The sequence below is a fragment of the Roseobacter litoralis Och 149 genome (genome assembly GCF_000154785.2).
Lineage (GTDB): Bacteria > Pseudomonadota > Alphaproteobacteria > Rhodobacterales > Rhodobacteraceae > Roseobacter > Roseobacter litoralis.
In genome coordinates, this window is record NC_015730.1 from 2964400 (window position 1) to 2976713 (window position 12314).

Here is a 12314-nt window from a genome sequence, read left to right on the forward strand (position 1 = left end):
TGTACCCTGCCCTGCTGCAGCCTAGGTATTACAGGAATTCAAAACGAGGTCTCTCATGTTTCAACTTCCCTTTCCGGTGCGCGATGCAAATGCTTCAGGCGCGGCTGATCCGCTGGGCGATCTGCCCGAGTGGAATCTCGACGATCTCTATACCGGCGAGGATGCTCCCGAGCTGAAACGCGATCTCGACTGGCTGGAACAGGCCTGTGCCAGCTTTGCCGCCGATTACGAAGGCAATCTGGAAAGCCTCGACGCTGCTGGCTTTCTGGAGTGCGTGTTGCGCAACGAAAAAATCAGCCAGATCGCCGGGCGTATCATGTCCTACGCCGGGCTGCGGTATTACCAGCTGACCACGGATGCCGGACGGGCCAAATTCATGTCCGACCTGCAGGAAAAGATCACCAATTTCACCACGCCGCTGGTGTTCTTCACGCTGGAAATCAACCGGCTTGCGGATGATCACCTTGACCGTCTTTATGCGCAAAACGGCGATCTTGCGCGCTATAAACCCATCTTTGACCGCATCCGCGCGATGAAGCCCTATCAACTCAGCGATGAGTTGGAAAAGTTCCTGCATGATCTGGGCGTGGTGGGCGATGCCTGGGAGCGGCTGTTTGATGAAACAATTGCCGGGCTGGAATTCGAAGTCGACGGCGAGGCGCTGAACATTGAGGGCGCACTGAATCTGCTGACCGACCCTGAGCGGCCCAAACGCGAAGCCGCCGCGCGCGAGCTGGCGGATGTCTTCGGCTCGAACGTCAAAACCTTTGCCCGCGTACACAACACGCAGGCCAAGGAAAAAGAGATCGTGGACCGCTGGCGCGGCATGGAAAGCCCACAGCAAGGCCGCCATCTGAGCAATCAGGTTGAACCCGAAGTGGTCGAAGCGTTGCGCAACGCAGTGGTGAAATCCTATCCCAAACTCAGCCACCGCTATTACGAGCTCAAGCGCAAATGGCTGGGCCTCGACAAGATGCAGGTCTGGGATCGCAACGCGCCGCTGCCGCTTGAGGACAACCGCATTGTTGGCTGGGATCAGGCACAAAGCATGGTGATGGATGCCTATACCGCGTTTGATCCGCGCATGGGCGAGATCGCGGCACCGTTTTTCAGCAAGGGCTGGATCGACGCGGGTGTCAAACCCGGCAAGGCACCGGGTGCTTTTGCGCATCCGACCGTCACCGATGTGCACCCTTATGTCATGCTGAACTACCTCGGCAAACCGCGCGATGTGATGACCCTCGCGCATGAGCTAGGGCACGGTGTCCATCAGGTTCTGGCCGCCGGACAAGGGGAGATGCTGTCTTCCACGCCGCTCACACTGGCGGAAACGGCCAGCGTGTTTGGCGAAATGCTCACCTTCCGCAAAATGCTGGACGGAGCCAAGGACGACGCAGAACGCAAAGTCCTGCTGGCGGGCAAAGTCGAGGATATGATCAACACGGTCGTGCGCCAGATCGCGTTTTACGATTTCGAATGCAAACTGCATGATGCGCGGCGCGGCGGCGAGTTGACCCCCGATGACATCAACGCGTTGTGGATGTCCGTGCAGGGCGAAAGCCTTGGACCGGCGTTTGAGTTTATGGATGGGTACGAAACCTTTTGGGCCTATATCCCGCATTTCGTGCATTCGCCGTTCTACGTCTATGCCTACGCCTTTGGCGACGGGCTCGTGAATGCGCTCTATTCCGTTTATGCGGAAGGCACCGAAGGGTTTGAGGAAAAATACTTCGACATGCTGAAGGCTGGCGGCTCAAAACACCACAAGGAATTGCTGGCGCCTTTCGGCCTCGATGCCTCGGACCCTGCGTTCTGGGACAAGGGGTTGAGCATGATTTCAGGATTCATCGACGAACTGGAAGCGATGGAAGAGTAACGACCCAATGCTTCACGCCCGGTTCCTGCAATCAGGAACCGGGCGCGCATGGCAGGTGATTGATTTTCCCGGCTGATCTTTCGGCGTGGTGACCCGGGCACCACAGGGTTCATGCGGAAACCGGCATCAGATGCGCCGGTTCCCTGACGTTTTCATATGATCAGGCCGAAACCGGCATGCCCTTTTCCTTGGCCAGATCACGCATCTTCTTTTGCAGCTTTTCAAACGCGCGCACTTCAATCTGACGGATACGTTCGCGGCTGACGTTGTATTCGGCACTGAGGTCTTCGAGCGTCACCGTTTTCTCTGACAGCCTGCGCTGTTGCAGAATGTCTTTTTCACGGTCATTCAGAACACTCATCGCGTCCGCCAACAGCTCGCGCCGTGCTTCCAGCTCATCACGCGCCTCATAATCACCGGCCTGATCGGCACCCTCGTCTTCGAGCCAATCCTGCCACTGCATCGTCCCCTCGCCCTCGGACCCGACAGTCGCATTGAGTGAGGCATCGCCCCCCGACATGCGCCGGTTCATCGAAATCACTTCGGTCTCGGTTACACCAAGGTCCTTTGCGATGCGCGCAACGTTATCCGGGTGCAAGTCGCCTTCTTCCAACGCGCCGATCTTGTTTTTGGCTTTGCGCAGATTGAAAAATAGCTTCTTCTGACCTGAGGTCGTGCCCAGTTTCACCAGCGACCAGGACCGCAAGATGTATTCCTGAATGGACGCGCGGATCCACCACATCGCATATGTGGCCAGCCGGAACCCTTTTTCGGGGTCAAACCGTTTCACCGCCTGCATCAAGCCGACATTCGCCTCGGAAATCACTTCAGCCTGCGGCAACCCATAGCCACGGTAGCCCATGGCGATTTTCGCGGCCAGACGCAGGTGGGACGTGACCATTTTATGGGCCGCCTCCGTATCCTGTTCTTCGACCCATCGCTTTGCCAGCATGTATTCTTCTTGCGGCTCAAGCAGCGGGAACTTGCGAATTTCCTGCATGTAGCGGTTCAAGCCGCCTTCCGGCGTTGGCGCCGGCAGATTTGCGTAGTTGGCCATTTAAAGCCCCCCGATGTTTATTGTCTTAACATAAATATGGTATCTAAACTGATCGGTTCAAGTCTCGATCGGCAGAAAACCTTAACGAAAAACAACTTCGTTACGTCAGTCTACGCATAAATCGCGACAGTTAAAACTTGGCAAAAGCGGCGTTCACGCGGGTTTGCTTTTCATGTCAGTGAGCGCGCAAGATACCCAGCAATTGGGCCATATCATCGGGCAAAGCCGCCTCAAACCGAAGGTGTTCCCCCGAAACAGGGTGCTCAAAGCCAAGAACCGCTGCATGCAGGGCCTGCCTTTTGAAACACTTCACCGCCTCCAGCGTCGCATCGGGGAGCGATTTGGCTGGCAGTTTGCGTTTACCGCCGTAGGTCGGATCGCCCACCAATGCATGGCCCGCATGCGCCATATGAACTCTGATCTGATGCGTACGCCCTGTCTCCAGCCAACACTCCATCAACGTGAGCACGGGCGGCGTGCCATATCTCTCAACGCTGCGCGCGCGTGTTACCGCATGCCGTCCGCCCTGAAACAAAACCGCCTGTCGTTGCCGGTCGGTTTTATGGCGCGCCAGTTGTGTTGTCATTTTCAGGATGTTCCCGGCCTCGAACCGTGCCCCTTTGACCCCACGCAGGCGTGGATCATTTGCGTCGGGTGCCCCGTAGACGAGACAGTTGTAATACCGCTCGACCGTATGGGCTTGGAACTGCGCCGCCAGCCCGTGATGCGCGGCATCGGATTTCGCAACTACCAAGAGACCGCTGGTATCTTTGTCGATCCGGTGCACGATACCGGGGCGCTTGAGACCGCCGACACCGGATAGGTCGTCCCCACAATGGGCCAGCAGTGCATTTACCAACGTGCCAGACGGAGTGCCCGGTGCGGGGTGGACGACCATCCCAGCGGGCTTGTTGACGACAATCAGATCGGCATCCTCGTGGATAATGTCGAGCGGTATGTCTTCGGGCAAAATATGACTGTCCTGCGCTTCCTGCACATGGATGGTAACCTGAGCACCCGCCTCAATACGCGCCTTGGGGTTGTGCTGGACAACACCATCGACCCAGACGCCGCCCTCATCAATCAAACGTGCAAGTCTTGTGCGCGAAAGTGCCGCCTCCACTGGCACATCGCGCGCCAGCGCTTTATCAAGACGCAGTGGCGGCGCTTCGTCGATCACGAATTGGATTTGACGCACGGACATGATGACCCCTGAACTCACCCCCGACAGGGAGCCTGAAGAACCCGCAAACCTCAAGTTTTTGCGGCGTTTGGTGACGGTATTGACCGCCACGATGATTGCAGGCGTTCTACTGATCGTTGGGCTGATTGTCATCCGCTTCTATGATGTACCGCCGGTTTTACCTCAGAGCGTGTCTTTGCCGGACGGGGCACAGGCCGTGTCTTTCACACAAGGTCCCGACTGGTACGCAATTGTGACGGATGACAATCGCATCTTGATTTATGATCGGATCACCGGTGCGCTTAAGCAAACCGTTACAATCGACTGAGGCCTGCCGCTCAGCTGCTTGTTTGACGGTACTCTCTGGGTGACAATCCCGTTTCGCGCTTGAAGGCTGTCGAGAAAGACGCGGAAGAACCATATCCGAGCCGCCAGCTGATCTCACCGATCTGCGACGTACTCTCGCGCAATTCACGCGCGGCGACCCGCAAACGAACGTGGTTCAATATGCCCGAATAACTTGTTTCGGCCTCGTTCAACCGGCGCGCCAGCGTACGCTCGGACAGACCAAGAGCATTTGCGATATCGCTGATCTTGGGCACTTCCTTTGCCAGCCCCGCCTCAATCAACACTTCGACTTTCTCTGCGGTGCTTGCTTCAGGGTGCGAAACCTGCGCCTCGATCGCTTTCGCCTGATCCAGCAGCAAGGCAAGCAGCACTTCATCGTTGGACACCATACACGCGTCCAGAATCGCAGGCGACATCGACATCTCGATATGATCGGCACCAAACTCCACCACACACCCCATGCGAGATCGCACCTCCGACCCGATGGGCGGCCTGTGATAAGAAAAGCTGATCGTATCCGGATAGAATGCGCGCTTAGTGAAAGCGCGGATTTGCGCCGTGACACCTGCGTAGATCATTTCCGTGTGACGCGGGAACTCCAAAAGCTTGGCATCGGAGAGCACAAGCCTGAGGTTTGCTGAGTTTCCACTTTCATCCAGCACGAAATCCATCCCGGGTCTGACTGTGTGCAAATGATCTATTGCGAGGTTCAGCCCTTGCCGGAGCGTGCTTGAGTGTTCGGCAAGATATGCCGGTAAGGTTCCGGCGGAGCCATAGGTCAGGCCACAAGAAAATCCGAAATCGATATCACGCACAACACGGCTTGCCTCCTCGACGAATGCAGCTTCCTGATGTGTGGTGATCACTTCGGTGCGTTTTGCCGTCAAGGGATCCGGCATACCAAGATCATCCGCAATTTGGCGGACCGCATCTGCAGATACCTGATGGCGCAATCGCAGTGCCGCATGGCTGGCCAGCGCGAGGTTAGGACCGATCATCTTCATATGCCGAAGGAATACACTTTGCCCGGCGTTGCGCAAGATCGGGCGGTACGGTCGGGTATTCCGCACACGAAAACGATAATAATCGTTCGGTCACATGAAGCGGTTTAAGGTGGTACCACCTCCCCGGCTTGAACGGGGGACCTCCTGATCCACAATCAGGCGCTCTAACCAACTGAGCTAAGGCGGCACTGCGCTGGATTTAGCTGCCGCGCCTGCGAATTGCAAGAGGGTTAAAAGGGGTAGGTGTAAGTCTCAACGATCAATTCCTGCCCGAACGATCGCACTGGTTTGGTCTCAATGCACTGCCATCCCTGTGCTTTGTACAAAGCGCAGGCGGCTTTATGGCTTTGGTGGGTCCAAAGTCGCATACCTGAATAGCCATGCTCTTGTGCGAATTGCATGCAATGAAGCAACATGCGCAGGCCCAGCCCCTTGCCGCGTGCCCCCGGAACCAGCAGGAACAGGCGCAGTTGCGCCGTCTCCTCATCCAAACGCACGCAAAAAATCGAGCCCAGCCGCAATCCGTTCTCCTCTGCAATCCACCCCCGCTCATATCGCGGGTCATGGCTTGCCAGAAAATCGTCCAGCACCTGCTGGACCAAATCACCAAAGCTGTCGTCAAATCCGTCCGTCTGCGCGTAGATCGTACGGTGTTCAGCCACCAGCCATTCCCGGTCTTCCGGCCTGACTTTTCTGAGAATCAGGTTTTTCATATCCCCAGATGATACCCCCTATACTTGCGTTGCAAGGCTGTACGCGCTAGCCATGCCGCAATATGTAAAGGAGGCCGCGATGGGCATTGATACCGAACGGGACATTGAGGCAAACCTGCAAATCGGCCCGACAAATCAAGGCATGGTGCGCATCTTCGTGGAAGCTGATGGCGCTGAGATTCCAATGGATTTTACGCCAGATGACGCCGAAGAAATTGCTGAGGAAATCGTGGCTGCCGCCAACCGGGCGCGGGCGGTGAAGTAAGCCCGCAGCGATCAGGGCCCCGCCAATTGCATGTCCGGATCGCGTAAATTATGCAGCCGACGCGCTGCAGTTGTCGCAAATTTCTGAACAAGCTGTTTACGTCGTGCCGGTACCAGTTTGTGTTCAGGACCCATGCGCATGATTTCTCCGCCATAAGGGTCCGCGATGATCAGACCGGATGTATCTGGCAGAAGCTCGGTCGGAAAATCTGTGTCTACCGCCCAGAAAAAACGATCACACCACGCGAGGTATCCTTGCCATTTGTGATCCGAAAGGAAATCGGCGCGGCTGGATTTACACTCCACAATCCAGATCTCGCTTTTTCCGCCAAGCGCCATGACGTCGACGCGCAGGCCGCGCGACGGTACGAGTTCTTCAATCGTGACCAGTCCGTGGCTTGCCAGCAAACGCGACACGCCGCGCGCCAGCAGCTGTCCACGCGATAAAACACATGTGTTTTCGACATCCATACCGGAAATATGAACAAAATAAGAACACCGCGCAACAGTAATATCGCGTAATGCGCCGCTTGCCCTTGTTCTCGGAGCAAGCCCGGCCTAAATGGTAAGGTGTGACGGGTGCTGCTTCTCTCGTGACTGGTTACGTTCCAGTGGCCTTAAGCAAATCCGAGGGAGCTGGCTCTGTCCTGGCCCTGGCCTGGTTACCTGGCGCCCACCTGTACATACAGGTCCTCGGGAATATAAAACCAAAACGGTTACTGCGGGCCCGTCACACCCGCATCAATCAACCGACAAACAGAAATCAACGGCGGCGCAGTTGGTCCTTTTTACGCTCCACGCGCACAGGAATAAGAAGTTCCTGTTGTTGAGGTTGTGCAAACAAAGACCGAAAGAACGATATGATGGCGTCAAACATTACTGCTCTCCTTTGATCATAAGATGGCATTTGGAAAAAAAATGTCCAGTGCCTAGGCCACAGGATATGGCGATTAAAGCGATCTTAGGCAGTATTTCTTAATATTTCGCCACAAAAGAGTGATCTAGCGGCTGCTTTCATCCAGTTCGGATGGATCAACGCGCACCATCTGCGACAATGCCCAGGCAAATTGAACGCCGGAAAAGACGATTCCATTCAGGATCCAGAACGCAACGGTGGCCAAAACGCCGATATCTGATGTGCCAACCAGATGGCGCAGGTTTGCAACATTGAAGGCAAGGATCAACGCCACAAAGGCCAGCGAAATGCCAAAGCCGTTCAGGGCACTCATCAGGTAGAGTTTGAAAACACGTGGCATGACTGTCGCTCCTTCAGAGCAGAAACGTAGCCCCCTAGACGGCCCCGGCAAGCCTCAAAAGGCGTCGGGTCGGGCCTCGCGTGCCATGTGATCCAGCACACCGTTGACCAGTTTCGGCTCTTTTCCGTCCTCAAAAAATGCGCGCGCAACATCGACATACTCGGAAATCACAACCTTTGGCGGCGTGTCTTTACCATTCAATTCGGCGCCAGCCGCGCGAAACAGGGCGCGCAAGGTCGGATCAATGCGCCCCAAAGGCCATTTGGCCACCAATGCACGGTCAGTCATCTGATCTATCGGGGCCTGAAAGTTCACTGCCCCCTCGATGACCGTATCAAACAGGTCAACATCACCATCCAACATCTCTTGCCCGTCGTATGTCTCACCGAAGCGGTGCTCGAGAAATTCCCGCCGCACGATTTCAATGGTCTGGCCTGAATGCTCCATCTGAAACAGCGCCTGCACCGCATAAAGGCGCGCGGCGGATTTCATCTTGCGGCGCTGATTGCCCGACAGGTTCCCGTGAAACGCGCTCATACCGTGTCAGTTCCGTCTATATCGCCGGCCATTTGGATCGTTTGCCCCAGCGGCTTGAAGCCAATGCCCTTGCTCTCGGAGGACCACTTACGCGCCAGTGCGATCAGATGCAACGCCGCAGCAGCCGCCCCGCCACCTTTGTTCTGACCGGAGACATCTGCGCGTGCTTCGGCCTGCGCGCGCGTTTCAACTGTCAGGATGCCATTGCCAATGCACAGCCCCTGCAGCCCCAAAAGCTGCAATGCACGGCTGCTGTCGTTGCACACCGTCTCATAATGGGTTGTCTCGCCACGGATCACACAACCCAAAGCCACATAGCCATCAAAATTACTGCGCCGGTCCGCCATGCCAATTGCCGTCGGCACCTCAAGCGCGCCGGGCATTTCCGCCACTTCCCAAGACCCGCCAGCCGCTTCAATCTCGGCTTTGGCCCCTGCCACCAGGCTATCCGCGATGTCCTTGTAATAGGGTGCGACCACGATCAGAATCTTCACCGGCTTTTCGAATGTCGGACGCGGCAAGACGTAATGCTGTTCTTGAGCAGCCATGGTTCAGTCCTTTGTAATCGGGCGGGTGCCGATGATGGAAAGGTTATACGCTTCAAGCCCGAGGTATTTCGTCTGCGGGCTGTCGGTCAGCAGGATAAGTTCGTGCAGCCCCATGGTCGACATGATCTGCGCGCCGACCCCTGTGCGTTTGATCGTGCGGGGCCCATCCTCGTCATCGTCGTCCAGACGCAGTTTCGGGTGCGGTTCGCGAAACAGCAAGACCGCACCACGCCCTTCCTCGGCGATGATCTGCATGGCGCGCGGCAGCTCATCCGCCGGGCTGGGACCAAGGCCCAGAACGTCTTCCAGCGCGTTCAGAGCATGGGTGCGCACCAGCACCGGTTCCGGTGTCGAAATATCACCCTTGGACAGCATGACATGATCGGTGCCGGTCATCTCATCCGAGAAAATCCGCATACACCACTCACCGCCAAAGACGGAACTGACCATCCGCTCATCCCGCAGGCGCAGCAAGTTGTCGTGTTTGTGGCGATAGGCGATCAGATCGCTGATCGTGCCGATCTTCAGGTCGTGTTCCTGCGCAAAGCTCACAAGATCGGGCAAACGCGCCATTTCGCCATCCGGCTTCATGATCTCGCAGATCACGCCAGAGGGATGCAGCCCGGCCAAGCGGCTGATATCAACCGCGGCTTCGGTATGCCCGGCCCGCGCCAGCACCCCGCCCGCACGTGCACGCAACGGAAAGATATGACCCGGCGTTGCAATATCTGCCTGACCCTTGTCCTCATCAATGGCGATGGCGACCGTCAGCGCCCGGTCTGGGGCCGAAATGCCGGTGCTGACACCTTCGCGCGCCTCGATCGATACGGTAAAAGCCGTCTCATGGCGCGACGAATTGTTGACCGCCATCATCGGCAGACCCAAGGTATCGATACGCTCGGACGTCATCGGCAGACAAATCAGCCCACGGCCATGGGTGGCCATGAAGTTGATCACCTGTGCATCCGCAAATTGCGCAGGGATCACCAGATCGCCTTCATTCTCACGGTCTTCATGATCGACCAGAATGAACATCCGACCGTGACGCGCATCCTCAATGATCGCTTCGATGGGTGAGATGCTGTCGCGCAACTCACGCTCAATTGGGCCGGATGTTTCAAATGTCATAGCAAGCACGCCTCTTTGTCTGGGACAGGCTCATAGACCAAGCCAGAAGGCTTGACCAGCCGCCCCCGGTTCAATGCGCAGGCATTTCCGCAAGGCGCGCGACGTAACGGGCCAGCGTGTCGATTTCGAGGTTCACGGCGTCCCCAACGCTGACCCCACCCCATGTCGTAACTTCTTTCGTATGGGGGATGAAGTTGATTCCGAAGTCCCTGCCGTCGACCTCGTTCACCGTTAAAGAGGTCCCGTTGAGGGCCACCGACCCTTTCGGTGCGATGAACCGTGCCAGTGCCTCAGGTGCGCGCAATGTCACCCGCGTGCTATCGCCCTCATCCATCACCGCGACGACTTCGGCAACACCGTCCACATGCCCCGACACGATATGACCGCCCAACTCATCCCCCACACGCAAGGCACGTTCGAGATTGACGTGACCGCCGACCGCCCAATGGGTGAGGTTCGTCTTGCTCACGGTCTCGGCGCTGATCTGCACATCATACCAATCCGGCCCGAGATCAACCACGGTCAGGCAGACACCATCCGACGCGATGGAGGCCCCCATATCAATGCCGGACGTATCATAACCCGTGCGAATGCGCGCCCGCAGATCGCCCTCCTGTTTGAGGTCGATGATTGTGCCGATGTCGGTAATGATTCCCGTAAACATGAAAGCTCCGCCGTGCTGGTGTTTGTGATGACGTAGCGGGGAGACCCAAAGCTGACAAGCCCCTGCAGCGCGTCATGGCCTTATGGCTGCCGTTGATGCACCGCGCAAAGCGTGGCAGAACCGCTCATCGCGACGCGTGTCAATCAGGCTGCGCGCGCTCCCAGATATGCATGATGTCCGAACCGATGCGCTGCGTGCTGCGCAGGCCATATCGCGGCGCGCGCGACAAGTTGCTCAGCCCCAAGGCGCCAATCGACGGCAACCCCTCTGCCCCGATCGCCAGACCTGCGGTGAAGCCGATCAACTCATCCACGAGGTCAGCCTCGAACAGGGACGCCGCCAAGGCGCTGCCCCCTTCGCAAAAGATCCGCGTCAGACCATGCCCCGCCAGTTGGCGCATCACATCCGCAGGGTCCAATTGCCCACCCTTCGCCGCGCAGGGCAACAGAACTGCCCCCAAATCCTGCCAGGTTCGGATGAGCTGCGGGTCGGCGTCCTTGCCATGACATAAGATCACCGGCACTTCAGTCGCCGTGCGGGCCAAGACCCCCATCAGCGGCACATCGAGCCTGCGGCTGATCACAACACGCGCGGGTTGCCACGCGGTGCCGAGGTCCCGGACGGTCAGCGCCGGGTCATCCTTGCGCGCCGTACCTGCGCCCACCATCACCGCATCGTGTCGCGCGCGCAATGCATGCACCACGCGGCGCGCCTGCCGGCCTGTGATCCACTTGCTCTCGCCTGTGCCGGTTGCAATGCGCCCGTCAAAGCTGCCTGCAAGCTTGAGCGTCATGAAGGGGCGATCCAGTTCCACGCGCGCAAAAAAGCCCGCGTTGTCCCGGCGCGCCTGCGCTTCCAAAATGCCTGACTGAACATGGATGCCCGCCTGTTCCAAGGCGCGAAAACCAGCACCGTGCACCCTTGGGTCAGGGTCCCCGGTGGCCGCGAAAACACGCGCAACGCCCGCCTTGACCAACGCCGCTGCGCAGGGTGGGGTCTTGCCGTGATGTGCGCAAGGCTCCAGCGTCACATAGACATCGGCACCGCGCGCCTGCGCACCGGCTTGCGCCAGGGCCTGCGTCTCGGCATGCGGGCGGCCCCCCGGTTGGGTCCAGCCGCGCCCGACAACCCGGTCCTCTTTGACAATCACACAGCCCACAGCCGGGTTCGGCCAAACACGGCCCAACCCCCGCCGCCCCAACGACAGGGCCAGCGCCATGTAGCGGGACGCCTCGGTCACTCGTCGCCGGGAACGTCCGGGCGCAATTCGCTGACAAATTTGTCAAAATCATCTGCCGCCTGAAAGTTCTTGTACACACTGGCAAAGCGCACATAGGCAACGGTATCGATCCGCGCGAGCGCTTCCATCACGATCTCACCGATTTGTTTTGAGCCGATGTCGGTCTCGCCCATGCTTTCCAACCGGCGCACAATACCCGAGATCATCTGGTCGATACGCTCAGGATCAATGGGCCGTTTCTGCATCGAAATCCGGATGGACCGCTCAAGTTTATCACGGTCAAAATCTTCGCGTTTGCCGGTAGATTTGATTACCACCAGATCGCGCAGTTGCACGCGTTCATAGGTGGTAAACCGCCCGCCACAGGCCGGGCAAAACCGGCGTCGCCTTATGGAGACATGGTCCTCCGCAGGACGGCTGTCTTTTACCTGAGTATCAATATTTCCGCAAAACGGGCAGCGCATCGGCCGTCCCCCTTATTCCAGTCTCTGCCTCT

At 57.7% G+C, this 12314-nt stretch carries 15 protein-coding genes and 1 tRNA gene; 3 read left to right on the forward strand and 13 right to left on the reverse strand.

From position 1 onward, the window contains the following. The first annotated feature begins 55 nt into the window (after window positions 1-55). A complete protein-coding gene (locus tag RLO149_RS14115; RefSeq protein ID WP_013962775.1) occupies window positions 56-1876 on the forward strand; it encodes a M3 family oligoendopeptidase in 1821 nt (606 codons plus the stop codon). Between the two features lie 160 nt (window positions 1877-2036). Here the strand turns inward: RLO149_RS14115 and rpoH are convergent, their stop codons facing one another. Both rpoH and RLO149_RS14125 read right to left on the reverse strand, forming a co-directional pair. Continuing rightward, the gene (rpoH, locus tag RLO149_RS14120) at window positions 2037-2933 is read right to left on the reverse strand and encodes an RNA polymerase sigma factor RpoH (protein WP_013962776.1); all 897 of its coding nucleotides are present in this window, start codon (window positions 2931-2933) and stop codon (window positions 2037-2039) included. A gap of 175 nt (window positions 2934-3108) precedes the next feature. Then, window positions 3109-4137 (reverse strand): RluA family pseudouridine synthase, encoded by a 1029-nt coding sequence (locus tag RLO149_RS14125; protein ID WP_013962777.1) that lies wholly within the window; start codon window positions 4135-4137, stop codon window positions 3109-3111. Between RLO149_RS14125 and RLO149_RS14130 the strand changes: the two genes are divergently transcribed. Further along, window positions 4136-4444: a DUF6476 family protein gene (locus RLO149_RS14130; RefSeq protein ID WP_013962778.1), complete on the forward strand. Its 309-nt coding sequence runs from the start codon at window positions 4136-4138 to the stop codon at window positions 4442-4444. The two genes, RLO149_RS14125 and RLO149_RS14130, sit on opposite strands and share 2 nt — an antisense overlap. Window positions 4445-4454: 10 nt before the next feature. Here the strand turns inward: RLO149_RS14130 and RLO149_RS14135 are convergent, their stop codons facing one another. From RLO149_RS14135 to RLO149_RS14145, 3 genes are all read right to left on the reverse strand, one after another. Next, window positions 4455-5462: a helix-turn-helix transcriptional regulator gene (locus tag RLO149_RS14135; protein WP_245538065.1), complete on the reverse strand. Its 1008-nt coding sequence runs from the start codon at window positions 5460-5462 to the stop codon at window positions 4455-4457. A gap of 116 nt (window positions 5463-5578) precedes the next feature. Further along, window positions 5579-5655 (reverse strand) — tRNA-His (locus tag RLO149_RS14140). A 43-nt stretch (window positions 5656-5698) separates the two neighbouring features. Beyond that, window positions 5699-6181 carry a GNAT family N-acetyltransferase gene (locus tag RLO149_RS14145; protein WP_013962780.1) on the reverse strand — a complete coding sequence of 161 codons (483 nt, stop codon included), beginning with the start codon at window positions 6179-6181 and terminating at the stop codon, window positions 5699-5701. A 79-nt stretch (window positions 6182-6260) separates the two neighbouring features. On the opposite strand from RLO149_RS14145, the gene RLO149_RS14150 reads away from it, so the two are divergent. Further along, window positions 6261-6446: a DUF6324 family protein gene (locus RLO149_RS14150; RefSeq protein WP_013962781.1), complete on the forward strand. Its 186-nt coding sequence runs from the start codon at window positions 6261-6263 to the stop codon at window positions 6444-6446. A gap of 11 nt (window positions 6447-6457) precedes the next feature. Here the strand turns inward: RLO149_RS14150 and RLO149_RS14155 are convergent, their stop codons facing one another. The 8 genes from RLO149_RS14155 to nrdR all read right to left on the reverse strand — a co-directional run bounded on the left by RLO149_RS14155 (window position 6458) and on the right by nrdR (window position 12282). Continuing rightward, window positions 6458-6916, reverse strand: a complete 459-nt coding sequence (locus RLO149_RS14155; protein ID WP_013962782.1) for an MmcB family DNA repair protein — start codon at window positions 6914-6916, stop codon at window positions 6458-6460. Between the two features lie 530 nt (window positions 6917-7446). Next, entirely contained in the window at window positions 7447-7701 is a 255-nt protein-coding gene (locus RLO149_RS14160) for a hypothetical protein (protein ID WP_013962783.1), read from the reverse strand. A gap of 54 nt (window positions 7702-7755) precedes the next feature. Continuing rightward, complete coding sequence (gene nusB, locus RLO149_RS14165) at window positions 7756-8238, reverse strand: transcription antitermination factor NusB (protein WP_013962784.1); 483 nt, start codon at window positions 8236-8238, stop codon at window positions 7756-7758. Beyond that, the gene (locus tag RLO149_RS14170) at window positions 8235-8786 is read right to left on the reverse strand and encodes a 6,7-dimethyl-8-ribityllumazine synthase (RefSeq protein ID WP_013962785.1); all 552 of its coding nucleotides are present in this window, start codon (window positions 8784-8786) and stop codon (window positions 8235-8237) included. The genes nusB and RLO149_RS14170 overlap by 4 nt, the downstream gene beginning before the upstream one ends. A 3-nt stretch (window positions 8787-8789) precedes the next feature. After that, on the reverse strand, window positions 8790-9914 hold the full coding sequence (ribB, locus tag RLO149_RS14175) for a 3,4-dihydroxy-2-butanone-4-phosphate synthase (protein WP_013962786.1): 1125 nt from the start codon (window positions 9912-9914) through the stop codon (window positions 8790-8792). 70 nt (window positions 9915-9984) lie between these two features. Continuing rightward, a complete protein-coding gene (locus RLO149_RS14180) occupies window positions 9985-10578 on the reverse strand; it encodes a riboflavin synthase (protein WP_013962787.1) in 594 nt (197 codons plus the stop codon). Between the two features lie 139 nt (window positions 10579-10717). Further along, window positions 10718-11818 carry a bifunctional diaminohydroxyphosphoribosylaminopyrimidine deaminase/5-amino-6-(5-phosphoribosylamino)uracil reductase RibD gene (gene ribD / locus RLO149_RS14185; RefSeq protein WP_013962788.1) on the reverse strand — a complete coding sequence of 367 codons (1101 nt, stop codon included), beginning with the start codon at window positions 11816-11818 and terminating at the stop codon, window positions 10718-10720. Continuing rightward, on the reverse strand, window positions 11815-12282 hold the full coding sequence (gene nrdR / locus RLO149_RS14190) for a transcriptional regulator NrdR (protein WP_011568035.1): 468 nt from the start codon (window positions 12280-12282) through the stop codon (window positions 11815-11817). Before nrdR ends, ribD begins: the two co-directional genes overlap by 4 nt. Between the last annotated feature and the right edge of the window lie 32 nt (window positions 12283-12314).